A 23,963-nucleotide genomic window follows, 5' to 3' on the forward strand; every position below is an offset into this window, starting at 1 on the left:
TCGAAGCGCCGCACCTCCTTCCGGAGACGCGGCGTCCGACGATCAGGCCTCTGCGGCCATAGCCGCTTCGCGCGCGCCGGCCTCGTCGCCCTGCGTGCCGTTGAAGAACACGTTGAGCAACACAGCCGAGACGGAAGCCAGCAGGATGCCCGACTCGATCAGCGGGTGGATGCCGTGCGGCAGCCACATCTTGAAGTCGGGCGCGACCAGCGGGATCATGCCGAAACCGACCGAGACCGCGACGATGAAGAGATTGTTGCGGTTGGTCTTGAAGTCGACATTCGACAGGATGCGGATGCCGGTCGCGGCCACCATGCCGAACATGACCAGTCCGGCTCCTCCGAGCACCACGGTCGGCAGCGCCTCGACCAGCGCGCCCATTTTCGGCACGAGCCCGAGTATGATGAGGATGACGCCGCCGGCTACGCAGACGAAACGGCTGCGCACGCCGGTGACGCCGACCAGCCCCACATTCTGCGAGAAGCTCGTATAGGGGAATGTGTTGAAGATCCCGCCGATCAGCGTCCCGAGACCATCGGTTCGCAAGCCCGCCGACAGCATGGGCTGCGTGACCTTCCTTCCGGTCATGTCGCCGAGCGCCAGGAACATGCCGGTCGATTCGATCATGACGACGATCATGACCAGCGTCATGGTGATGATCAGCACCGGATCGAAGATCGGCATGCCGAACCGGAACGGCGTCACCAGCGCGAACCAGCCGGCCGTCGCCACCTTGTCGAAATGCATCATGCCGAGCGACGCGGTCAGCACGCCGCCGACGAGAATACCGAGCAGCACCGCGATGTTGGCGACAAAACCCTTGCCGAAGCGGGCGATGAGCAGGATCGAGCCCAGCACGACCGCCGATATGACGATGTTGGAGACGGGCGCATAGGCCGCGTTCTGCACCGTCGCGGCCAAAGCGAGCTTTTCGGGGATCGCCGGGATGGTCGCACCCGGTGCAGCCGCGAGTTCGCCCACAGCCTTCAGCCATTCGGCATGTTCCGGCGCCACCAGCTTCGGCGCTGTCGGGCCCACCGGATTGCCGAAGATCCAGTTGATGCCGATTCGCATCAGCGACGCGCCGATGACCACGATGATGGTGCCGGTGACGACGGGCGGAAAGAAGCGCAGCATGCGACTGACCAGCGGCGCGATGATCAGGCCGACGATGCCCGCCCCGATAATGGCGCCGAAGATGAGACGGGCGCCGTCGACGCCGGGATTGGCGTTGGCCATGGCGACCATCGGTCCGACCGCGGCGAAGGTGACGCCCATCATCACCGGCAGCTTGATACCGAACCACTGGGTGGCTCCGAAGGACTGGATGATCGTGACGAGGCCGCAGACGAAGAGATCGGCCGAGATCAGGAAAGCGACCTGCTCCGGCTCGAGCTTCAGTGCCCGACCGATGATCAGAGGCACGGCGATCGCGCCGGCATACATGACGAGCACGTGCTGGATGCCCAGCGCGGCAAGACGGGGCGCAGGCAGCACCTCGTCCACGGGATGCGTGGTTGAAGACATTGGGTTCCCCTTTGTTACCCCCAGGCCGGTTCCCTTCCGGTACGGGATGGTGCAGGATTGGCCGCGTCAGCGGATTCTACCATCAAGAAATATTTGAAATTCTCGCGCGGTATTCATGAAAATCGTCACCTGGAACATCAACGGCGTGCGCGCCCGCATCGGCAACCTGCTGCACTGGCTGCAGGAAAGCGCGCCCGACATCGCCTGCCTGCAGGAGATCAAGACGGTCGACGAGCAGTTCCCACGCGCCGAGGTCGAGGCGCTCGGCTATCACGTGGAGACGCATGGCCAGAAGGGCTTCAACGGGGTGGCGCTGCTGTCCAAGCTGCCTTTCGACGAGGTCAATCGCGGCCTGCCCGGCGACGACGGCGACGAACAGGCGCGTTTCATCGAGGGCGTCTTCTCCACGCCGATAGGCGCCCTGCGCGTCGTGTCGCTCTATCTGCCGAATGGCAACCCTATCGGCACGGAGAAATTCTCCTACAAGCTCTCCTGGATGCAGCGGCTGGAACGCTGGGCGGCGGGGCGCCTCGCCTTCGAGGAACCGCTGGTGCTCGCCGGAGACTATAACGTGATCCCCGAGCCGGCCGATGCGCGGCGGCCTGAGGAGTGGGTGAACGATGCTCTGTTCCAGCCCGAAACGAGGCAGGCGTTCCGGCGACTGAGCCATCTCGGCTTCACCGAGGCTGTCCGGGCCGTGACCGACTCACCCGGGATCTACACCTTCTGGGATTATCAGGCAGGCGCCTGGCAGAAGAACAACGGCATCCGGATCGACCATCTGCTGCTCTCTCCCGAGGCGGCCAATCGGCTGTCGTCCGCGTCGATCGAGAAACATGTGCGCGCCTGGGAGAAACCGTCCGACCACGTGCCTGTAGCCGTCGATCTCGCTCTCGAGGCGGCTTAGACCGTCCGCCGGCCGGGAACCTCCGGCTTCTTCGTCTGCCGCGGCGTATGGCGGACATTTCAGGATGTGCTAAACTTCCGGCATGCGGAAGGACGCCACCTGCCTGCTTGCAGCCGCGATGCTCGCTACATCGCCTCATGTGGTCTATGCCGAGTGCCAGTGCCTCGCAAACGGCCGTACGTACGATCATGGCGAGATCGCCTGTCTGACGCTGCCCAACGGCAGCCAACTCGCCCGATGCGACAAGGTGCTCAACAATTCGTCCTGGAAGAAGATCAGGGACGGTTGCCCCACGGCCGGCGCGCAACCTTTGTCCCCGGTGACAAGCCGCCCGGCACCCGCGGTTACGAATAGCGAGCCGCGCCCGACCCGGTTGGTTGGCAGCGTGCCCGGCAAGGCTCGGATCTAGCGGCCGTCGTTACCCTTGGCCAGAATGTCTTCGGCCAGAGCGATCGCTGTCCGGCGGTCAGCCTCGGGAGCCACGGCAAAGGCCTCTTCCTGCATGCCGCGGATCCAGACCCGGTCGGACGGGCTGGCGCGTTCGAGCGCGGCCGTCATCATGGCCAGCCCCTTCACCACCTTGCCGCCCTGGAAGAGCAGATGGCCGAGGGTCGCCTGCGCTCCGGCATGCCCCTTCTCTGCGGCGAGCTGCAGCCAGCGGCCGGCCTGCTTGATGTTCGCCTTCACCCCGCCCTCACCCTTGAGGAACATCTTGCCCATCTCGAACTGGGCGCTGGGGTTGCGGTAATTGGCGGCCGCGCGCATGTAGTATTCCTGCGCCGCGACGGGGTCGGCGGAGACAGGGCTTCCGGGAATGCCCTTCTTCAGATAGGTGCCCAGCGCCACCAGCGCATCCGATACGTAGCTCTCTTCGGGGCTGCCAGGCTCGACATCCTGCTGCGCGATCTCGGCGAAGAACTTGAACGCCTCATAGTCGTCGCGCTTGACGCCGTCGCCTTCCGCATACATCCGCGCGAGCTTCCATGTCGCGCCAAGCTGACCGTTCTCAGCGGCGTATTTGTAGGCCTCGACCGCCTGGTCCTTGTGGCCATTCTGATAGGCGGAAAAGCCGAAGCGGAAAACCGCCCATGGGCTCGCCTGCGCCTTCACGCCGGTCTTGCTGTCGAATACCTTTTCGTCAAAAGCCAAGGCACCGCCCGCCGCCAACGTCGCCGAGGCGAAAACGGTCGAAAACGCGGCAACTCGTACTACGTCAAATATCCGCATAGCAGTGTGTTTCTTTCGCTCCGCCCGGATGCGTGACGGCCCCTTCCCGGGCCGACCCGACCGTTTGTGCGTATTTCCACAGCGCGCCCGACTGATAGTCCGTCGACCGAGGCTTCCATTTCTTCGCTCTCGCCGCCAGTTCGGTGTCCGGCAGCTTCACATCCAGTATTCCGTTGACGGCATCGATGGTGATGATGTCGCCGTCCTTCAACAATCCGATGGGGCCGCCGACCGCCGCCTCCGGCCCGACATGGCCGATGCAGAAGCCTCGCGTCGCCCCCGAAAAACGTCCATCGGTGATGAGGGCCACCTTGCTCCCCATGCCCTGGCCATAGAGCGCGGCCGTCGTCGACAGCATCTCGCGCATGCCAGGCCCGCCCCGGGGACCCTCGTAGCGGATGACGAGAACCTCGCCTTCCCTGTAGTTGCGGCTCGTCACCGCCTCGAAGCACTCCTCTTCGCTATCGAAGCAGCGCGCCGGCCCAGTGAACTGAAGCACCGACATACCCGCAACCTTCACGATCGCGCCGTCCGGAGCCAGATTGCCCTTCAGGCCGACCACGCCACCGGTCGTCGTGATCGGCTTGTCGGCCGGTCGCACAACGTCCTGATGATCGTTCCAGGCAACGTGCTCCATGTTTTCGGCCAAAGTACGGCCGGTGACGGTGAGGCAGTCGCCATGAAGATAGCCATGCTCGAGCAAGGTCTTCATGAGCAGGGGAATGCCGCCGGCCTCGAACATGTCCTTGGCGACATATTTGCCGCCAGGCTTCAGGTCGGCGATATAGGGCGTCTTCTCGAAGATCTCGGCCACGTCGAAGAGATCGAAGGCGATGCCGCATTCATGCGCGATCGCCGGCAAATGAAGGGCGGCATTGGTCGACCCCCCGGTCGCCGAGACCACCGCGGCCGCATTTTCCAGCGCCTTGCGCGTGACGATGTCGCGGGGCCGGATATTCCTGGCCAGCAGCTCCATCACCTTCTCGCCCGAAGCGAAGTTGAAGCGGTCGCGCATCTCGTAGGGCGCTGGCGCGCCACAGGAATAAGGCAAGGCCAGGCCGATCGCCTCGGCAACCGTCGCCATGGTGTTGGCGGTGAACTGAGCACCGCAGGAGCCTGCCGATGGACAGGCGGCCTGCTCGACCTCGAGGAGATCGCTATCGGTGATGGTGCCGACCGAATGCTGGCCGACGGCCTCGAACACATCCTGGATGGTGATCTGGCGGCCGCGATAGGCGCCGGGCAGGATCGAACCGCCATAGATGAAGATGGACGGTACGTTGAGCCGGACCATGGCCATCATCATGCCTGGCAAAGACTTGTCGCAGCCGGCCAGCCCCACCAGCGCGTCGTAGCAATGACCGCGCATGGTCAACTCGACGGAGTCGGCGATCAGATCGCGCGACGCCAGCGACGATTTCATGCCCTGGTGACCCATGGCAATACCGTCTGTGACGGTGATGGTACAGAACTCGCGCGGCGTGCCGTTGGCGGCGGCGACGCCCTTCTTGACCACCTGGGCCTGGCGCATCAGCGATATGTTGCAGGGAGCCGCCTCGTTCCAGCAGCTCGCCACGCCGACCAGCGGCTGGGCGATTTCCCGGGTCGAAAGACCCATGGCGTAGAGGAAGGAGCGATGCGGTGCGCGTGTCGGACCTTCCGTCACGTGCCGGCTCGGCAACTTGGCCTTGGAGATCGCTTTGGCGTCCATCTCTTTCCTTGCCGGGGGCGGCGCGGTTTGCCTTGTCGGTCACCCAGTCCGGCACCCGCTCGAAGACAGCATCCGGGGTGCGCCGGGTTTATGGCGGGAAGTAGGCAAGTCCTCCCGCACCTCCTATAGCGCAATCCTTCTTGAGAGAGTGTTGCTTAATCGTCACAAAGCCGGATCGCGCTCTATGCGCGGTGGCGGCAAGGGCCGCCATCGCGAGTTTCCCGCGCTCTTGGCAAAGGCGGCGAAATGATCGGCAGCGGCACACTCGGTCCGAGGGATGCCAGTTGCAAGAAAGAAAACGGGCCCGCCCGGTCAATGAGGCAGGCCCTCGACAAGTCGAAAGGATGCCCGGCCGCGGCGAGCACCCGCGCCCGGTTCGAAGCCGGTCGCCTCAGTCGGCGTCCTCGACCCTCGACAGGGCGACCTTCAACCGCTGCTGCGCCTCCTGGAGCTCCGCAAGCTTCTCGCGCTCGGCCGCCACGACCTCTTCCGCCGCCTTGGCCACGAATTGCGGATTGGCGAGCTTCTTGTCGACCCGTCCGATTTCGTCGGCGGCCTTGGAGAGCTCCTTCTTCAGGCGTGCCGCCTCGGCCTTGAGGTCGATCAGGCTGCCGAGCGGCAGGCAGGCCGTCGCCTCGCCGACTACGATCTGCGCCGAGCCCTTCGGTGCTTCCGCGGCATGGTCGATCCCGCCGATGCGGGCCAGGCGCTGGATGGCCGTTTCGTGGCGCTCCAGCCGGCTGCGCGTCGTCTCGTTGGCCCCGACCATCACCAGCGGCGCGATCGCCGAGGGCGGCACGTTCATTTCGGAGCGCACCGAGCGGATGCCCGACACGAGGTCGACAAGCCAGTTGATCTCGGCCGCGGCCTCGGCATCCACGAACTTCGGCGCCGGCCAGGCGGCATGGCAAAGCAGCGTGGTTCGCTCCCTGCCCTCGCCTGCCGTATGGGCCCAAAGCTCCTCGGTCATGAACGGCATGAAGGGGTGCAGCAGCTTGTAGACCTCATCGAGCACGAATGCAGCAACGGCCTGGCTTTCGGCCTTTGCAGCCTCGTCCTCGCCGGACAAGACCGGCTTCAGCAGCTCCAGGTACCAGTCGCAGAACAGGTTCCAGACGAATCGATATGCCGCGCCGGCAGCATCGTTGAAGCGGTAGGAGGTGATCGCGTCGGTGATCTCCTTCGCCGCCCGCGTCAGCTCGGTCAGGATCCAGCGATTGATCGTCAGCTTCGCCTCGACCAGCGGGAACTCGTCGTTGCGGGCGACGCCGTTCATTTCGGCGAAGCGTGTCGCGTTCCACAGCTTGGTGCCGAAGTTCCGATACCCGGCGACCCGGGCGGGGTCGAGCTTAACGTCCCGCCCCTGGGCGGCCATGATGGCGAGGGTGAAGCGCAGCGCATCGGCGCCGTATTCGTCGATCAGTTCGAGCGGGTCGATGACGTTGCCCTTGGACTTCGACATCTTGGCGCCGTTCTTGTCGCGGACCAGCGCATGGACATAGACCGTGTGGAACGGTTCCTTGTCCATGAAGTGCAGCCCCATCATCATCATCCGGGCAACCCAGAAGAAGATGATGTCGAACCCGGTCACCAGCACATCGGTCTGGTAGTAGGTCTTCAGCTCCGGAGTCTGATCGGGCCAGCCGAGCGTGGAGAACGGCCACAGCGCCGAAGAGAACCAGGTGTCGAGCACGTCCTCGTCGCGGGTCAGGATATTGCCCGGCTCGAAGTTCTCGAGCTGGTCCTCGACCCAGGCCTTCCACGGTCCGTCCAGCGCCAGATAATACTCGACCGCGGCGTCGAGCGCTTGCTGCTCGGTCTTCTCGACGAAGACCCGGCCGTCGGGCCCGTACCAGGCCGGTATCTGGTGGCCCCACCAGAGCTGGCGCGAGATGCACCACGGCTGGATGTTCTCCATCCACTCGAAATAGGTCTTCTCCCAGCTCTTCGGGACGAACTTCGTGCGGCCTTCACGAACCGACGCAACCGCCGGCTTGGCCAGTTCGGCCGCGTTGACGTACCACTGGTCCGTAAGGAACGGCTCGATCGGTACACCGCTGCGGTCGCCATGGGGAACGACGTGGCGGTGCGGCTCGACCTTGGCGAGGAAGCCGCCCGTCTCCATCATCTCGACGATTTTCCTGCGCGCCTCGAAACGGCCCAGCCCATGCAGGGCATCGATCACCGCATCGAGCTCGCGCCCTGCTTCAAGACCTTCAAGGAACTCCTCGTTTTCCCTTAGGTTTATGTTCGCCTCGATGGTCATGATGTTGATCGCGGGCAGGCGATGGCGCTTGCCCACGTCGAAGTCGTTGAAGTCATGCGCGGGCGTGATCTTGACCGCGCCCGTTCCCTTCTCCGGATCGGAATAGTCGTCGCCGACCAGCGGAATCCGACGGCCGACCAAGGGCAGAACGATGTTCCTGCCGATCAGATGCAAGAACCGCTCGTCGCCGGGATTCACCGCGACGCCGGTATCGCCCAGCATGGTTTCGGGCCGGGTCGTGGCCACTGTGACATAGGTGGTCGGATTCTCGGGATCGAACACGGCGCCTTCGAGCGGGTAGCGGAAGTGCCAAAGATTGCCGTTGACCTCCTGCTGCTCGACCTCGAGATCCGAGATGGCCGTGAGCAGCTTGGGATCCCAGTTCACAAGGCGCTTGTCCTTGTAGACGAGGCCCTGCTTGTAGAGGGTGACGAAGACCTCGATGACGGCCTTCGACAGGCCCTCGTCCATGGTGAACCGCTCGCGCGACCAGTCGGCAGACGCCCCCAGCCGCTTCAGCTGGTTGAAGATCATGCCGCCGGATTCGGCCTTCCACTCCCAGACCTTCTGGACGAACTCGTCGCGCCCGATGTCGCGTCGATGGATCTGCTTTTCCATCAGGCGGCGTTCGACGACCATCTGGGTCGCGATGCCCGCATGGTCCATGCCTGGCTGCCAGAGCACGTTCTTGCCGCGCATGCGCTCGAAGCGGACCATGATGTCCTGCAGCGTATTGTTGAGCGCATGGCCCATATGCAGGGAGCCCGTGACGTTGGGCGGCGGAATCACGATGGCGAAGGGCTCGGCGCCCGGTTCGGCGCCCGCGCCGGCGCGGAATGCGTCCGCCGCCTCCCAGGTCCTGGCGATCCTCGGCTCGACGGCGCTTGCGTCGTAGGTCTTGTCAAGCATGGGTAATTCCGCAGCTTTGAGGGGTCCGTTGCCCGGCTGTAAACCGGATGGGTGGCGCCAAGTCAACAAGCGCCGCACTCCGACAGCCTGCGGAGCCGGAATTCACCGACGCGCGATTGCCAAAACCCGCTCGGGGGGGGCTGACCGGTCGAAGCCAGAGAAACGGAAATCGCTGATTATCCGCCGCGGGCGACGCGCTCGATTTCTTCGCGTACGAGGCGCTCCACGAGCGTCGGCAGGTTGTTGTCCAGCCAATCCTGCAGCATCGGCCGCAGCATCTCCTCCGCCATCTCGTCGAAGCTCTTGCGGCGGCTGGCGGCAAAGGCCTCGGACAATTCGCCGAAAGCAGCGGCCACCTGTCGGCCGGCCTGCTCCGAGATGATCGCCGGTCGCGCCACCGGCGGAGCCGGAGGTTCGGCGGCCTCCGGCTGCGGCGTGGCAGCCGCGGGCTTCACCGCCTCCGGAAGCGGAACGGCCTCCGGAAGAGTGTCTTCGACAGCGGCCTGAATCTCGTCCTCAAACGGCTCAAGGGAGGGCCTCGCCTCCGTGAGAGCAGCCGGTCGCGCGCTTTCGCCGGCGGCATAGAGAGGTTCGAGGTCCGGCGCGGCTTCCGGCGCCGATGCCACGGCGAGCTGCGCCTCGTCCTTCACTTCGGACTGCCGCAGATCATGGTCGCGATCGATCCTGCCCCGCAATTCGGCGCGAAAGGCGTCGACCTCGATGACAGCGGCCTCGTTGCGCTCATTCGCCACATCGAAGCGCCCCTGCAGGTCCGCCTCGACGGGCTTACGGCCCTGATCGCTGTCCTCGATGATCCGCCGGATCGATGCGAGGATCTCTTCCATCGAAGGTTCGCGTTGCGCGCTGCTTGCCTGTGCCATCGTCACATTCGCCACCCTGGCGGCCTGCCGCAGCCGCCGCATGCTGGAAAAAACGGTTCCGAATCAACTGGTAGCGTAGCGGAGCACGGGCCGCGATAGAATCCCTCAAGGGATCGTGCAGGCGTTTCACACAACTATGTGACCGCCCGGCGCTCTCAAGGCGCGTCGCGATCTATCGGATTCGCTTTGCGCGCTTGAGGTGTTCATGCATGTCCCTGGCCCCGAAGCGGTTCCCACTCTTGGGAGACGTGCTTTATTTGCTCTTACGCATGTCTTCGTCCCGAAACCGGTTCCCACTTTCGGGAGACATGCCTTAACGGCCGTCGGGAGTTCTCAGGCCGAACCATTTGTCCTTGACGGCGTTGTAGTGCTCGTCAGGCTTGTACTCGACGACATTCAGGCCGACGCGGCCGGCCGAGAGCCGCCCGACGGCGGACAGGATGGCATAGCTCGCCACCACCACATCGCGTTCGGACGACACGAGGTTTATCTGCGCGGTGATCACATCGGCCTGCGCGTTGAGCACGTCGAGCGTCGTGCGCTGCCCCACATTGCGCTCCTCGATGACGCCGTTCAAGGCGAGCTTGGCCGCGGAGACCTCATCGCGATTGGCGGCCACCGCCTCCTGGGCAGCGATGAACTGGGCCCAGGCCGAAGCGACCGCTGCACGCACCTGGTCGCGCGTCACGTCGACCTCGATGCGCGCCTCGCCGAGGCGCTCCTTCGACTGCCGAACCTGTGCCGCCACGCGTCCGCCCTGATAGAGCGGAATGGACAGCGTTGCGCCGATCGTCGCCGAATCGCTTTGTCCGTCCGACGAGCCGAAGATCGAGACCGCAGCCGGCGAAGTCGAGCGGTTCGTACGCGAAAGCCCGGCCGACGCCGACAGCTGCGGCAGCAGTTGCCCCTCGGTCGACTTCACGACGAAATTCTGGGCATCGACGAGATGTTCGGTCGCAAGGATCGCCGGATGCTGCACTGCTGCAATCGAGATCGCCTCGTCAACGTTCTTGGGCAGTCCCTTGGCGGCGGCCGGCGACGCCAGCTTGCCCGGCGACTCGCCGATCACCCGCCGATAGACGGCCTCCACGGAGAGCACATTCGCACGTGCCGAGGCGAGCTGGGCAACGGCCGAAGAGCGGCTGGCCTCCGCCTGGGCGACGTCGGTACGCGTTCCCTCACCCACCTCGAAGCGCGACTTGGCCGCACGAACCTGCTCCTCGAGGAACTGGAGGTTCTGTTGGCGCAGTACCGCGACCTGACGGTCGCGGATGACATCCATGAACGCCGCCGCTGCGTTGAAGAGCACTGTCTGTTCGGTGTTGCGCAAGCTCTCGTCGGAAGCGCGCACCTGGGCCTCAGCGGCCCGCACATTGTTCCTTGTCTGGAAACCGTCGAAAAGCCTCTGCTGGATCTCGATGCCGAAGCTGCCGACAGTGAGCCGCTGCGAGTTTAGAACACCGCTCTCCGAAGTGTGCGTGACCGACGACGTCCCTGCGATGATCGGACGATAACCGGACTTGGCGATGGCCACGCCTTCGTCGGTTACGCGCACGCCGGCGCGCGCCGCGTTCATCTCCGCATTGTTCTGATACGCCTTGGCCATCGCACCGGTCAGCGTTTCGGCGGATGCCGGAGACAGGGCCGTCGTTGCCAGAATGGCTGCCGCAAATAAACCTTTGCGCAATATTCTCACGATAAACCCCTCATCCAATTGACGGTAGCCGGCCCGGCCACAGCCTTCAACGCAGACACGCCGATCTCACGCCGCCAATTTCCGTCAAGGTCCCCCGACGGTGAATCAGCACTGATCGCCGGAACGCAGCGCATCACGGTTACGAGCCGACCGCAAGCGAATCGCGCTCAAAATTCGAACGCCGGGGCCTTTTCGAACCCCGGTAGTGGCTTTACTGCCGCATTGAACCCCCTGCGGCCAGTGACGATTCCGTTATCCTTGGGATAGATCCTGGCCACCCCGGCATTGCCGGTTCCTTCCACTGCGACCAGCCTGCCGCCCTCCTTCAACTGCCCGAACAGCACCGACGGGATCTCGCCCACGGCCCCCTCGACGATAATGACATCGTACGGAGCCTCACCAGCAAAACCCTCGGCGAGCGGCCCCTGAACCACCGCCACATTGTCGAAGCCGAGGGCGGCGAGGGTCGAACCGGCACGCTCGGCAAGCGCGGAATCGCTTTCGAGCGCGATCACCGAACTCGCCAGCCGCGACAGGACGGCCGCCGAATAGCCGGTGCCGCATCCGATATCGAGCACCACGTCGCCCGGGCGGACGTCGGCGAGCTGTACGAGCTTCGCAAAGGGCGACGGTTCCATGAGATAGCGTGGCCCGCGCTCGTCCGTGGCCGGCGCGACCTCCAGATCCTCGTCGATATAGGCGAGCACCTGATGCTTCTGGTCGACGAAAGCTTCCCTGGGCACGGAGCCCATAGCATCAAGCAGAGCCGCATTGGTCACGTCGGTCGTACGCAACTGGCCGTCGACCATCTTCGCGCGCTGTTCGGAAAAATCGGCGTTCATGTCCAATCGCCCCGCCTTTCAACGCGCTTCCGTGCGTATCATTCCGGGTAGAACATGCTGCGAGCTGAAGAGATTGGAGGCCTCGCCCGGAATCGAACCGGGGTGCAAGGATTTGCAGTCCTCTGCGTAACCACTCCGCCACGAGGCCTCGCCGCTGCCGGCGTTCTACGCGGCTTCAATAGGTTGCGCCGATTTTGGTGTCAACTGCACGAACCCCATTCTGAATCAAATCCCCTACCTCATTCTGAATAAGCGTTCCCGAATGGTTTTGGCTGTGGCAACCTCACACTCCATGGTTTCTCGCCTCACCCTTGCCAAAATCGGGCTCGTGATCGGCTCATGGGCGGCCTTCTATTACGGCATGCTGTTCCTGAAGAGTCTCCAGGACCAGTCAGTGCCGCCGGATGTTTTCGACCTGGCCACATGCGAACGGGCGCGGCTGAACGCCGCCAAGGTTCTTAGGGGTCAGACCGATCTTGATTCGCGCGCGCACCGCTGGACGATCGAAGGATGCGCGGCGCGCGGCTTTCGAACGGATCGATGAGCGGCGGACTCGACGCATTCCCGGCGCGCGATAGATTTGTGCCATGGCCAAGGATCTGAAAGTCGGCGACAGGATCACTCTGCACTGGACAGTCAGGAGGGTGCTGGACGACGGCGATGTGGCCATGACGCATCCCCTGTATTCCGTGCCTATCACGATCAACTCGAACGAGATCGATGAGGCGGACGTGCAGCGTGGGAAGGGCCAGCCCAAGGAGCCAGCTCCGAAGATGCGTTATGAGGTTGGCGTGCTCGAAAAGGCTCCTGACGGCAAAACGCTGCGCAGGCCGCTCGCTACGGCTGACACCAAAGAGGATGCCAATGCGCTCAAAGAGCTTCACGAAGCCACTTGGATCGATGAGATTCCAGTAGCGAAGCCGAAGAAAAAGCGATGAGCCGCCGGCACGCCGACCGAGGGCGGCCTGAAACGCAAAAAGGCCCCCGCCAGCTTGTGAGCCGGCGGGGGGCAGTTTTTGCCTGGAGGATGTCGCCCGGATTACCCGCCGGGCGCGGGGTTCGTGGTCAGTCGGCCTTGGCCGCCCTCTCGAAAGTCAAGGAATAGACCTCGCCGATCTCGAATTGCTCGATGGCTCCGGGGTTCGTGATGGTGATGGACAGGTCGCCGGACGGCGTCCATTTCGACCAGTCGCCATTTCCTTCCGGAAGGCCTTTCAGATAGCCACCGAAGGCGGCGCCCATCTTCACCTCGACGTTCACCGACGAGGCGTCGCCAGTGACGCGGTGGTTGATTTCCTTGACGTAGAACATTGCACGGACCGTCATCGGTCTTCTCCTTTCACATTGCCCGGTACCGCCGGGCGCGGATCTTCCCCCTGCGAGGTTCGATGATCAGGATCTGCTGAATGCGAAATCGCGATCAGCGCGCTCCAGCATGCCAGGATCAGGATCAGCCAAAGGATCGCCCGGCGCATTGGTCATTCCTCCCGGTTTGACGGATCTTCGGGAATGTCGGCCGGCGCATCACCCCGCCAGTGCCTGTAGAGGTTGATCCCCTGCTTCGGGTCGTTCACGACATTGAGGACCAGCCGCATCATCCCCTCTCCCGATAGAGCGATCAGGGCCGCCATCGGATTCTTGTAGGTCGCAGGATCGAGGCTGAACCACCCCAGGGCGGCGTCGGTGAAGAAGTAGGCGGCGAACACTGCCGAAAAAACGGCGATCGCCGATTGCCAAAGTGACTTTCGTGCCGATGTCGCCAGCTTCAACAGCGTGGCGCCGGCAACAGCCAGCCAGAACGAAGGATCTTGCCCGAAGATGTTCATTTTGCCCCCTATATGCCCCTGTCGGATTGAAAGGACTCGCCGGTGATTACGATGCAGCCGATGCCGCGGTTTGCGATGACGACGGTGAAGGCGCCGTGCTTGGCGGCGGTGATGAACATTTGGCCACCTGGCGTTTCAGCCGTGGCGACGACGTATTCGCCATACTTGTCGCGCAGCGCGGCGAGGAGATCGGCCAGCGGCACGCACGCCGTCTGAGCGTCGGCCGGCTTGGACAGCAGAACGACACACATCACTGCCGATATGACCGCGAGGGCCCAAAGCGTGATCAGCCAGATCCTCACCCCTTCCTCCCTTTGCGATAATCGTCGTGCCAGGCCGCGCAGCGCAGCACGCGCGCGTTGGCGCGGCCGAGCGCCCGATCTGTTTTGACGAGCGCAACGTCGAGCCGGTCGCCGAGCGAAACCCCGCCAGCCTCGGTCCGCCGGCAGTCGGCAGGGATGTCCGGTACTTCCCTGCCCTCCTCGATCGCCTCGGCGGCGATGGTCGCGCCGGCTTTCCCCGCCATGGCGTTGCCGAGCAGCGCTCTATTACTTGCGCATCCGCTCAAGCAGAGCGCGATCGACAACGCACCCGTCAGGCGCAGGAGCAGCCCTGATCTCGTCCAGTTCATCGGCAAGCCCCTCCTTTTCGAGCTCGGCGAGAAGATACTTTTCCTCGAAAGCCTTGTTCGCGATTTCCAGTGCCCGCGCCTTGCCCTCGACGAAGGCGCGCAGCCGCCGCTCCTCGACAAGCTGAGACTCAAGCGCATCAAGCTGAGCCCCGGCCACGAGCTCGGTAACGGCTTTTTCCACCGCTTCGCGGACTGCCGACGTGCGGTCCCACCAGAGCCAGCCGCCGGCGGCTATGAAAACCCAGAGAGGCAGTGTGATGCCGAAGGTGAGAATGGGCCGCAGGATCCCCCACGCGGCCCGCGCAAGCGCCAGAAAACTCATTTACAGGCGCGCCAGCTTGGCGGCGACCTCGGCGCGGAACCGATCGCCGCATTCCCGCGCCGTATCGAAAGCGGTGTCGAACGGCAGGATGGCAATATCCCATTTGCCGCGCTGCCGTATGCCAAGGTTCGCCTGGACCTCGGCGTGGCTGAGCACGGTCTTGGGCGAGACCGAGATCTTGTAGCGCTTGCAGAGATCGGCGGCGGCCGTCGACGCTGCATCCCACTGCGACTTGGTGAGCGGGTACGACCCTGGCTTGAACGGCCGCTCGTTCGAGCCGGCCATGGCGCACATCGAGAGACCGATCGAGCCAGTGTTGCAGTTCAGCGTGTGGGCGGCATAGCCGCTCTTCGCCCGCGGCAGCGAGTTCGCCGCAATCGACGGGAACCCCTTGACCGGCTTGCCGTCGCCCTCGATCAGCACGTGATAGTGCTTGCGATCGAAGTCAGTCGCTTTGTGGCTGCCGGCTGTCCAGTGAAGAATGATGCGCGCGATGGCAGCATCCGGCATCCAATCGGATGGGATCATGACACAACTTCCTCTAGGTTGTTGGAGCGGGTGCGCCTACCTACTTCGGTTTAGGCGTTAACCCCTTGGTAAGTTCCGACCTTGCCAGCAACGGCAAGTAGTGCTTCACTTAAAAGTCGCGATCTACAGGGGTGGGGCCCAGCGATGTTTCATGACTTCCGCAATGACGAGCGCGGCATGGCGATCGTACTCGTCTCGATCATGCTGCCGGTGATCATCGGCTTCGCGCTTCTCGCGATCGACATGAGCCGGGTGAACAGCCTGCACAACGATCTTCAGAAGGGGGCCGATGCCTTCGCGATTGCCGGGGCGGCAGAACTCGACGGCCGCGCCGATTCATGGGTCCGCGCGGAGCGGGCGATGGCAAACCTGGTCGACAATACCACCACATTCTCGACGGCCGGGCCGACTACTCTCGCAACAGCCGGTTCGGTCACAACCGATCCTGACAATGCGGCATGCCGGGCCCGAGGCGACCTCCAGTGGTGCTTCCTGAAGTCGATCCCGGCGAGCGACGCAACGCCGATTTCCGTTGCGAACTATGCAGCGACAACCGATGAGACAGAATTCCTCCAGGTCCGCATCGTGCCAACCGACTTCTCGGCAATCTTCCCCGCCTCGTTCCTTACCGGAAGCGCCGGCGACAATAATTTAGAGGTCGCCGCCGAGGCGGTGGCCGGAAATTCCGGGCCTGTCGTCTGCAATATGGTGCCCGTCTTCATCTGCAACCCGTTTCCAGGTCAGGATCTGTACGAGGTCGCCAACTCTGGCGAGTTCTACAACAAGGGCATCAAGCTCATCATGGGCAACACATCGTGGGGGCCCGGCAATTTCGGCTTCCTACGACCGAAGGATGCCCACGGCTACGGTGAAGGCGATTTGGCTCTCGACCTCGCGCGTGGAACGGTGCCCGAATGTGTCAGCGTGCGACAGGTCTACACGCAAACCGGCAACTTTACGGAAAAGGCCAAGGCAGCCTTCAACACCCGTTTCGACCTCTACGGCCCGCACTTCGGGAAGAACGGCCCCGCATGGCCCGCGGCGCCGAACGTCCGGAAGGGCTACAAATTCAACCCGAAGGGCAAAAATCCAGGCACCGACCCATGCGACATGAGCCCGGCTGAGGACCCAGCCAATTTTCGGCAGTTGACCGCCGACCAGACCTATACGGGCAACGGTCAGATCGGCACGGGAGATTGGGATTACGAAGGCTATGTCGCGGCGAACGGGTACACCACCACAGACCTTGCGGGCTTCGTGGACAGTGATGGCTACCCGTACACCAATGCCAACCCGCCGTCGCGCTATGATCTCTACAAATATGAGATCAACAACAACCTGGTGGATAATGCTTCACTCGGCGGCGAGACTGGTGTGCCAGGCTGTCATGCCAGCCCGTCAAGCAATCCGAACCGCCGCCTGATCTATGCCGCGATTCTCGACTGCAGCGATCCCAATGTGATTTCAGAACTCAACGGCCAGAGCGGCGCTCCGCCAGCAATGGGCTTTGCAAGCTTCTTCCTGACGGAACCCGTCGGCGACGACGACATCCTCTATGCCGAGGTGGTCGACATAGACGGCGCCCGTGGCCGCGGCACAATGACCAACTTTGCCAAGGACAACGTGCAGCTCTACCGTTGAGGTTGTCAGATCGGCTTGCCGGTCACTGCGTCGATGTTGCCCGACGCACGAACCTGCGGGTTGAGGTCGTAGTAACCGTGATTCGGGTACGTCGGGTTGCCCTGCTTGATGACGTTTTCCGTCGCGGTGCAGTTCGTGCACCCGCCTTCAATGCGCAGCGGCAGGTCACTGCCCCCGAGCCAGTTGTGGCGGATCGTGATGCTGTCGATCTTCCCGGAAAGCGTCTGCAGGAAGACCTCAGACGTGTCCCGCCAGGAGATGTAATTCTGCTCGATCAGGCCATTGCTGTTCGACCACTGCACCTGAATGCCGTCATTGTGCGACGTCGACGTGATGTGCGGGCCGTGGATGTAGTTGCCCCGGATAACCCAGCCAGAGCCTTGCGTCTTGATTGCGTCTTCCCAGCCGGAAATATCGCAGGAGATCACCGTGGCGTTGCCGAGGATGGCGGCCGGACCGCCGCGCGTGGATAAGAATTTGCAATGATCAACGGTGAACGTCCGCCCGTCGCCGTCGATGCCCCAGCCGCCGTTTCCGACAAATTCGCAGTCCTCGAAGACGGTGCCGTTTGCCGGTTTGACAGTGCCGGTGAAGCGCTTGCCCTTCACAAGCCCGCTTACGTTGCCCGACGGTGCAGCCACGACAGGAATGCGCGGGCCAGTCGTCGCAGCAGTCGGCCAGACAGTCGCAAGGCCCCGCCAAAAGGCGCCCGGCTCTGTCGGCTCTTCAGGCTCCGGCTCGGGCACCGGATTCGGTGCGGGCTGGCCGGCCTCGAGCTCGGCGATACGCGCCTTCAGCCGCAGGATCTCCGCATCCCGCTCGTCGACGCCGTCATTGAGGATCTTGATTTCTTCGTCCTTCGCCGCGAAGGCAGCCGCGTCCTGCTCGGCATCGGCTGCCAGCGCCGCGGCAATCTTGGCGGCACACTCGGCCTTGATGCGCTCGATCTCGGCCGCGTCAGCAGCGGCATCGGCGGCGAGAGCTTCATTGAGCGCAGTTGTGAAAGCGGCGGCGAGCACCGCCTGAAAATCAGGAGGGTTCATAGGTTGGATTCCTCGATTGGGGAAATGGGTGAGATGCACTGCGTATGCACGTCATGCGCGCTCCCCCGTCCGCATCCCCGGCGCGCTGTCGGGGAGGTCGGTATGGCCCTGAGATGCTTAGGTGGATTACTGCCGCGGGAACGCTGCGGTCGGCGGCGTGAAGCCACCATCAGAGGCATATCGCGCCACGCCCTTAGTGATGCGCAGTTCGTCGATCCAGCCGAGCCATGGCGCGGTGCCGCTGCCGCGGTCTCCCACTCGGAGATTGCCGGTAACGTTCGCCCCGCCCGTGATCGTGGCCGACGCGACCATAACGCCATCGACATAGAGACGGGCCACGTTGCTTGCATCGCGATCGACAGCGACGTGGTGGAACACCGACTGATCGATGTTGGTGTTGGCCTGAGTGAGACCAACGGCACTAGCCGCCGTCCCATCAGGCGACATCAGGAAGCGGAACGATTTTGCGGTCGAGCTCGACCAGACGTAATAGAAGTAGAAGCTGTTGTTCGGATTGAGGTTGGTCCATTGCCCGCAGATCGCTCGCGTTGTGACCGTGCTTGCATCAGGCCTGACCCACGCTTCCATCGTGAACTCGCCAGGGAGATACCAATCGTCGCTGTCGGCTATGTTGATCCAGTCGCCAGTGCCGTCGCAAAGCAGCGATCCAGTGCCGAACTTGACGACCGCCGTGTCGACCTGCGCATTGCCGGCTGCGGTCATTGTGTGGTTGGAGTTCGACTCGTCATCGAAGGTCGTAGAGCCATCCACCCCGTTGAAGCCGGCGAGCAGCACGACGCTCGAGAAATTCGGATCAGCGTCCTCCACAGGCCCGACCGCATCGCTAGTCGCTGGCGTCGATCCGGCCGAATTCGTCGCCGTCACCGTCACCGTGATGCTGTCCCCGACCTCATCGCTGGTCAGTTCATAGGTCGAGGCGGTCGCGCCGGAGATATCCACGCCGCCAGCTTTCCACTGATAGGCATAGCCGGAGATCGCCGCGCCGCCGTCATCCCATGTGCCGTTCGTGGTCGACAGGGTCTGGCCGACAGTCGGCGTGCCGGAAATAACCGGCAGGCCGGTGTTGGTCGGCGCCGAAGCGGAAGACCCGCCGCCGGACTGCACATGCGAAAGGCCGAGGCCGAGACCCAGTTTCATGGTCAGTTCTCCGGTTTCCGGGAATGGGCGGGTGACGACCGAGCCGTCCGGCAGTTCGAACTTTGCCGAGATCGGCTCGTCCTCGATGGTCGTCAGGGTGATCTTCAGATCGCCGAGCTCCAGGTTGTTCGACATAGGTTGCTCCCATCATGGGGTCGAGAGGGTGGGAAGTTCGGTGCTGTCGACTGCGGCATAGAGGGTGCAGGTGCGGATGTAGGCCTGCATCTCGCCGAACTCCTGCGCCTTGTGGAACATGGCGATCGTCGCGATGGTCGGCATGTGGGCGCTGACGAGGTATGTCACCGTGTCGGAATAGACCGTGCCGCCGTTGATCGAGTGGGCGTATTTGCGGTTGCCGCCCCCAATGTCCTCTGCGAGCGTGAAGGCAACCTTGTTGAGTGAGTTTGAGGCGATGTTGGCCGAGCCGCCGGAATATGAAAGACTCCAGAAGTCCTCCATACTGATGCCGCCGGCGCTCGCACCGAAGTCGCTCAGGACGTATTCGATGGAGGCGTCGTAGTCGGCACCATCCATGAAGTTCAGAAGACCGCCTGAAGCCGTATTCAGCTGGGTGAATTCGACGACGATGGTGCCGCCAGAGAACACGGCGGTCGTCAAGTCGGTCTTCAGCGCACCGATCGCGTTCGGGCGATTCGTGTTGGTGTTCCTGACCAGCATGCCAGATGCACCGCTGATCTGAGTTGCGTCGAAGGCTCCGCCGAGGATGTCGCCGACAGCCTGCTCGGCACCGCCGGCGTAATAGAAGCCGTTAAGGAAATCGAGATGCGCGATGGCACCGGGCGGCAAGTCCCCGCCGCCTGCTGTTGCCAGGATGTACGGGTTCAGCAGGAAGGTCATGCCAACGTCCCAATGAGCGTGACCTTGAGCCCCGCGGCGCCGGTTCCGACCTGATCGAGATCGATCGTCATCTCGGCATCGTCGGCCAGGTTCGCATCGGAGATCACCGCCGGTGTCGCCGCCGTCGTCGACGTCTTCTCGAGCGCGTCGATCGACAGTTTGGTCGAGAGGATCGATGAACCGCTTTCGTTGATATCGACGACGACGCTGCCGCCAGAGTCAGACGCAACGGTAAGCGATGCACGCACCTCCGTGAGCGTAATGGCGCACGGCATGCGAAACGTCACCTTCGCAGTGCCAACGGTCAGCTCGGTTGTCTCGTCAGAGACAGCGATGGTCATGCGCCAGACGTAAAGCTCGGTGAAATTGTCGTTCACCTTACCGAAGGCTGTGCGCAGCGGATCTCCGGTCCCGTCGTTTGGGGCGGAACCGATGCCAATTGTCTTCTGTGCCATGGACTATTCCTGGTCGGCTGTGATGAGGGTGCTGTCGGCGAGGATGACCGTAGTGTCGGCGGTCAGATCGTAGGTGAGCGGTATCGTAGCCTGGGCTCGGTAGCCGCGGCCGACCACAGCGCTCATCATGTAGACCCGGAAAGTGAGGGAAGAGGGGTAGCTCCCCCAGTCAGCGATTACCTGCGCGTCCGAATAGTTGACCGAGTTTGTGGTGCTCGTCAGCGTCCGCTTGACCGTCGCGCCGTCCATGATGTCGATCTCGAAGGAGAGCGACGCTTCGCCATGGTTCGACGGGTTGGTACCGGCCGCAACCCGCGAGCGGTAGTCCCACTCAATATCGATGCCCCCAGGGCTGCCGCCGAGAGCGGCAAAGAGGTTGGTCGTGGCATAGGGTGTTTCGGCGGCGCCCCTGACCACGTGCGGAAGCGTAGTGCCGGCAAGCGTTTTCTGTCCGGTGCCGAGTGCCTTGTAGTAGCGCGTCTGGTCGAGATCGGAGGTCGGATGCGGCATCTTCCGCAGCCATTCCTCGTCGATAAGCACGAAGATATCATTGACGGCGTGCTCGTCGCAGAAGACTTCCGTGCCACGGTAGCCGCGCCGGACAAAGCCGGACAATGCATAGGTGTCATCGCCATTATCGGTGACGGTCGTGAAACCGACCCATTCCCACCTGCCGGCCTGTCCGATGAAGGCGTTGTTCTGACCCGCCTCAACCTGCGCCTGAGTCTTGCTTGCAAGCAAACTCCCACTGCCGGACGTGCGGCGGACCGTGACCGTGGACGTGTCAGTTGTGCCGAACGGATCCAATGGATTGCCGAGGACAGTTGTGCAAATGCCGATGGTCCCGTTATGCGGTGCCTGGTCGATGATCGGCGACAGGCCGAGCGGTGTGTCGCCGCGGTAGAGGACGCCGCCGGTCCAATTGTTCTGCCCGCGCGGCGCAATCACGCCGTACTGGACAAGGGCAGTGCCATCGAGATCGTCCGAGTATTTGAACAGCGGCACGTCGAGGTGGATGTATTGCGTCGCGAACGAGACGATCTGCGCCACGCCTCCATTGTTGGATACTGCCGTGATCGTGGTCGACACCTCGGTCTGGAAATCACGTGCGCTGATCTCGACCGCCATGGTGCGGAGCTCGATCGCCATCTGTTCGATGCGGGCCGTATAGGTGATGAGGCCGGACGGGAAGGTGATGATGTCGCCCGGCAGGGCGTCGATATGCTCGGGTGCCACAATGACGTTGTGCTCACGGCGCCGCTTCTGGAACTCGAAGAACTTCTCTGTTGCGAACTGCTGGCCCATCGCGTCGGTCAAGACGACAGGCGTCGACATCTTCTCGGTTCGGATCGAGTTGAGCACGCCCGTCGGCATTGAGAACGGTGCCGATAGTGGCTTGTAGCCCGAATTTTTCGAGACGTATTCCAGTTCGACGGCGGCAGGCGTCCGCAGATTGGCCTCGTCGCGGCTCTGGACGGCCCCGCCGGCGCGCTCGACTAGGTCTGCCGTGGTGAGCGCCACGTCAATCGATAGAGAACCGTCCCTGCCCGCCTTCTTGAAGAAGAATCCCGATCCGGTGTCGCAGAAGGTGAAGTCGAAGACGTCGCTAAGGCCCTTCAGCACGTTTTGGACGGTGGTGTCTGAATTGATGACGAATCCATAGGTCTGGGTGCCCGTGAAGCCCTCGAAGGTGAGGTCGCTTGGGCCGAAGCCGGCGAGGCTCGCGACGTCGGTGATGACGTCATCCAGGTCAACCAATCCTGGAGAGATGTTCGGTAGCGCGCGTTCGGTCCAGATGTCATCGCCGTGACTGGTGTAGTAGACCCTACGGCCATGGTCGATGAATGACGCGTAGACGTCTTGCACGTCATCGATGTAAACGGTTGGGATCGTCAGGAGCAGAGAGAGCGTCTTCTGCCTGATATCGAGCAGATAGACCTCATATGAACCAACCCGCTTGAACAGGGCATAGCCAAGGTCGGGGAAGAACCGGCTCGGGGCATGAACGCTTGGAGCCGTGACCGCGCCCTGCGATTCCATCAGGTAGGTCGTGGTGAAGGTGTCGATGCTGAGGCCGGAATCCGGATTGTAGTAGACGAGGCTGTGCGTGGTGCCGGGAGACCCGTCAGTCGTCGACACGACCAGATAGCCGGTCAGGCTGTCATAGTGGATCGCATAGACGTTGTCGGCGACCGTGGCAACCAGATCCCATGTGACGGTCAACCCGTCGAAGGTGAGTTCGTAGAGATCAGTCGGACCACCGAGACCAGTCGATCCGTCGCGGCCGAAGAACGATACTGTGCCGGTCCGGTTGCGGCCGGTGCAGACGACAGAAATGAACTCGCGTGTCGTGTCGACCGTGACGTCTAAGGTGCCACGCGCGAGATCGACGATTCCGAGATAGGAGGCAGTCGGGTGCGCACCGGTCGTCTGCAGGTTGCGGCCCAGAAAGACGAAACGTTCATCCAGCCGGCCTTGGCCGATCCACTGGATGTTGTCATCGGTGATGCTCACATCGTCGTCGCCATCGGCGTCGGCGACCAGGGCACCGGTGTTCGCATTGTAGATGCGATAGGACCTGGTTCCCGTCACCTCGAACTTGACCATGACATGGCCAGAGCCGGGCAGCGCCAGAATGTACTGCTCCTGCCCGACGAATGCCCCAGAATCCTCGAGAACGACGCGGTAGCGCTCCTCCTTGGTATTGAGATCGAGGACGGCGAGGTAAACGTCTGACAGGCTGGGAATGTCGTCCTGCGTCAGCAACTGGTAGATGAGCGCACTGCTCTGGTCATAGGCTGCCATGTCCGACTGGTCGTCGAACGTGTTCGGGACCGTACTCGTCCATTCGATCTCGGCATTTGACGGCTGCGCCGACGCGGCATTCGATATGACGGCGGACACGCGCGGCGGCGTGTCGGCGTCATAGCCGTCGAGGATCACATAGACGAAGTTCTGGTAGGCCCCGGCGTTCGCCCCGATGATATCGGACAGAATGTCGTCGACTGCGGTCTGGCGCCCGCCATAGAAGCGGAATTCGGTCGAGGAGCCGATTCCTGTCTCCGCATCATAGACGATCCTGTCATCGACCTCGAGCCGGATCAGATCGTAGCCGCGCTCGAAGGGGTCGTAGGCAAGGATGTAACCGGCGCGGGCAACTGTCTCGGTTGTGACGGTCTCGGTCTCGACCGTCTTATAGACGTGGGGGGTGCCCTGAAGAGAACTGGTATAGGTCTGCCCGCCCGTTCCAGAACTCGATGACGACAAGCGGCGTATGCCCAGATAGTCGTATGGTGTGCCCGCATCGACGATTTCGGACGTGATCGTTGTCGACGTGATGGTCGAAATGCCACCGATGAAATAGTGACCATCGACGCGCCCTGTGCCGATGACGAAAGGAAGTGTCGCGCCGAGCGTGTGTGCCTGGACCTGCGTCTCTGCCGACACAGCTTTGGCCGTCTCCGACGTCCCGGAAAAGGACATGTAGTAGTCATGAAGGTTGAATGACCCGATGTTCGTCACGTCGAATGCCATC

At 62.9% G+C, this 23,963-nt stretch carries 24 protein-coding genes and 1 tRNA gene; 5 read left to right on the plus strand and 20 right to left on the minus strand.

All coding sequences use genetic code 11. The features are described from left to right. Positions 1 to 42 precede the first annotated feature (42 nt). Positions 43 to 1,527 carry a nucleobase:cation symporter-2 family protein gene (locus JN280_RS25095; RefSeq protein ID WP_202306322.1) on the minus strand — a complete coding sequence of 495 codons (1,485 nt, stop codon included), beginning with the start codon at positions 1,525 to 1,527 and terminating at the stop codon, positions 43 to 45. A gap of 115 nt (positions 1,528 to 1,642) precedes the next feature. Between JN280_RS25095 and xth the strand changes: the two genes are divergently transcribed. Both xth and JN280_RS39175 read left to right on the plus strand, forming a co-directional pair. Continuing rightward, the gene (xth, locus tag JN280_RS25100; RefSeq protein WP_202306325.1) at positions 1,643 to 2,434 is read left to right on the plus strand and encodes an exodeoxyribonuclease III; all 792 of its coding nucleotides are present in this window, start codon (positions 1,643 to 1,645) and stop codon (positions 2,432 to 2,434) included. Positions 2,435 to 2,516: 82 nt separating this feature from the next. Beyond that, positions 2,517 to 2,843: a hypothetical protein gene (locus tag JN280_RS39175; RefSeq protein WP_210387818.1), complete on the plus strand. Its 327-nt coding sequence runs from the start codon at positions 2,517 to 2,519 to the stop codon at positions 2,841 to 2,843. Here JN280_RS39175 and JN280_RS25105 read toward each other — a convergent pair. From JN280_RS25105 to JN280_RS25135, 7 genes are all read right to left on the minus strand, one after another. Then, complete coding sequence (locus JN280_RS25105; RefSeq protein ID WP_202306327.1) at positions 2,840 to 3,661, minus strand: tetratricopeptide repeat protein; 822 nt, start codon at positions 3,659 to 3,661, stop codon at positions 2,840 to 2,842. The genes JN280_RS39175 and JN280_RS25105 overlap by 4 nt on opposite strands. Beyond that, entirely contained in the window at positions 3,648 to 5,372 is a 1,725-nt protein-coding gene (ilvD, locus tag JN280_RS25110) for a dihydroxy-acid dehydratase (protein WP_202306329.1), read from the minus strand. The genes JN280_RS25105 and ilvD overlap by 14 nt, the downstream gene beginning before the upstream one ends. A gap of 391 nt (positions 5,373 to 5,763) precedes the next feature. Further along, a complete protein-coding gene (locus tag JN280_RS25115; RefSeq protein WP_202306339.1) occupies positions 5,764 to 8,547 on the minus strand; it encodes a valine--tRNA ligase in 2,784 nt (927 codons plus the stop codon). 176 nt (positions 8,548 to 8,723) lie between these two features. Continuing rightward, positions 8,724 to 9,428: a PopZ family protein gene (locus JN280_RS25120; protein WP_202306341.1), complete on the minus strand. Its 705-nt coding sequence runs from the start codon at positions 9,426 to 9,428 to the stop codon at positions 8,724 to 8,726. 313 nt (positions 9,429 to 9,741) lie between these two features. Continuing rightward, a complete protein-coding gene (locus JN280_RS25125) occupies positions 9,742 to 11,124 on the minus strand; it encodes a TolC family outer membrane protein (RefSeq protein WP_202306344.1) in 1,383 nt (460 codons plus the stop codon). Between the two features lie 167 nt (positions 11,125 to 11,291). Beyond that, positions 11,292 to 11,966: a protein-L-isoaspartate O-methyltransferase family protein gene (locus JN280_RS25130; RefSeq protein WP_202306347.1), complete on the minus strand. Its 675-nt coding sequence runs from the start codon at positions 11,964 to 11,966 to the stop codon at positions 11,292 to 11,294. 74 nt (positions 11,967 to 12,040) lie between these two features. Next, positions 12,041 to 12,114: transfer RNA gene (locus JN280_RS25135), tRNA-Cys, on the minus strand. A gap of 114 nt (positions 12,115 to 12,228) precedes the next feature. Between JN280_RS25135 and JN280_RS25140 the strand changes: the two genes are divergently transcribed. After that, positions 12,229 to 12,510 (plus strand): hypothetical protein, encoded by a 282-nt coding sequence (locus JN280_RS25140; protein ID WP_202306349.1) that lies wholly within the window; start codon positions 12,229 to 12,231, stop codon positions 12,508 to 12,510. A 43-nt stretch (positions 12,511 to 12,553) separates the two neighbouring features. After that, positions 12,554 to 12,904 (plus strand): hypothetical protein, encoded by a 351-nt coding sequence (locus JN280_RS25145; protein ID WP_202306352.1) that lies wholly within the window; start codon positions 12,554 to 12,556, stop codon positions 12,902 to 12,904. 127 nt (positions 12,905 to 13,031) lie between these two features. Here the strand turns inward: JN280_RS25145 and JN280_RS25150 are convergent, their stop codons facing one another. Genes JN280_RS25150 through JN280_RS25180 form a run of 7 tightly spaced genes read right to left on the minus strand, consistent with a single transcriptional unit; the run spans position 13,032 to position 15,273 of the window. Continuing rightward, a complete protein-coding gene (locus tag JN280_RS25150) occupies positions 13,032 to 13,292 on the minus strand; it encodes a hypothetical protein (RefSeq protein WP_202306353.1) in 261 nt (86 codons plus the stop codon). Then, entirely contained in the window at positions 13,289 to 13,441 is a 153-nt protein-coding gene (locus JN280_RS25155; protein ID WP_202306355.1) for a hypothetical protein, read from the minus strand. Before JN280_RS25155 ends, JN280_RS25150 begins: the two co-directional genes overlap by 4 nt. A 3-nt stretch (positions 13,442 to 13,444) precedes the next feature. Continuing rightward, positions 13,445 to 13,792, minus strand: coding sequence for a hypothetical protein (locus JN280_RS25160; RefSeq protein WP_202306357.1), 348 nt, complete (start codon positions 13,790 to 13,792; stop codon positions 13,445 to 13,447). 8 nt (positions 13,793 to 13,800) lie between these two features. Then, positions 13,801 to 14,094 (minus strand): hypothetical protein, encoded by a 294-nt coding sequence (locus JN280_RS25165; protein ID WP_202306359.1) that lies wholly within the window; start codon positions 14,092 to 14,094, stop codon positions 13,801 to 13,803. Beyond that, positions 14,091 to 14,378, minus strand: a complete 288-nt coding sequence (locus tag JN280_RS25170; RefSeq protein WP_202306361.1) for a hypothetical protein — start codon at positions 14,376 to 14,378, stop codon at positions 14,091 to 14,093. The genes JN280_RS25165 and JN280_RS25170 overlap by 4 nt, the downstream gene beginning before the upstream one ends. Beyond that, complete coding sequence (locus tag JN280_RS25175) at positions 14,341 to 14,745, minus strand: hypothetical protein (protein WP_202306363.1); 405 nt, start codon at positions 14,743 to 14,745, stop codon at positions 14,341 to 14,343. The genes JN280_RS25170 and JN280_RS25175 overlap by 38 nt, the downstream gene beginning before the upstream one ends. Then, positions 14,746 to 15,273, minus strand: a complete 528-nt coding sequence (locus JN280_RS25180) for a peptidoglycan recognition protein family protein (RefSeq protein WP_202306365.1) — start codon at positions 15,271 to 15,273, stop codon at positions 14,746 to 14,748. It lies immediately after the preceding gene. A 144-nt stretch (positions 15,274 to 15,417) separates the two neighbouring features. On the opposite strand from JN280_RS25180, the gene JN280_RS25185 reads away from it, so the two are divergent. Next, positions 15,418 to 16,914 carry a TadE/TadG family type IV pilus assembly protein gene (locus JN280_RS25185; protein ID WP_202306367.1) on the plus strand — a complete coding sequence of 499 codons (1,497 nt, stop codon included), beginning with the start codon at positions 15,418 to 15,420 and terminating at the stop codon, positions 16,912 to 16,914. A 5-nt stretch (positions 16,915 to 16,919) separates the two neighbouring features. Here JN280_RS25185 and JN280_RS25190 read toward each other — a convergent pair whose 3' ends face one another. The 5 genes from JN280_RS25190 to JN280_RS25210 all read right to left on the minus strand — a co-directional run bounded on the left by JN280_RS25190 (position 16,920) and on the right by JN280_RS25210 (position 23,962). Next, on the minus strand, positions 16,920 to 17,957 hold the full coding sequence (locus JN280_RS25190; protein ID WP_202306370.1) for a right-handed parallel beta-helix repeat-containing protein: 1,038 nt from the start codon (positions 17,955 to 17,957) through the stop codon (positions 16,920 to 16,922). Between the two features lie 126 nt (positions 17,958 to 18,083). After that, complete coding sequence (locus JN280_RS25195) at positions 18,084 to 19,250, minus strand: LamG-like jellyroll fold domain-containing protein (RefSeq protein ID WP_202306373.1); 1,167 nt, start codon at positions 19,248 to 19,250, stop codon at positions 18,084 to 18,086. A gap of 12 nt (positions 19,251 to 19,262) precedes the next feature. Then, entirely contained in the window at positions 19,263 to 19,973 is a 711-nt protein-coding gene (locus JN280_RS25200) for a hypothetical protein (RefSeq protein ID WP_202306377.1), read from the minus strand. Further along, the gene (locus JN280_RS25205) at positions 19,970 to 20,428 is read right to left on the minus strand and encodes a hypothetical protein (RefSeq protein WP_210387819.1); all 459 of its coding nucleotides are present in this window, start codon (positions 20,426 to 20,428) and stop codon (positions 19,970 to 19,972) included. The genes JN280_RS25200 and JN280_RS25205 overlap by 4 nt, the downstream gene beginning before the upstream one ends. A gap of 3 nt (positions 20,429 to 20,431) precedes the next feature. Further along, entirely contained in the window at positions 20,432 to 23,962 is a 3,531-nt protein-coding gene (locus JN280_RS25210; RefSeq protein WP_202306382.1) for a phage tail protein, read from the minus strand. Position 23,963 lies beyond the last annotated feature (1 nt).

The organism is Mesorhizobium sp. L-8-10 (assembly GCF_016756635.1).
Lineage (GTDB): Bacteria > Pseudomonadota > Alphaproteobacteria > Rhizobiales > Rhizobiaceae.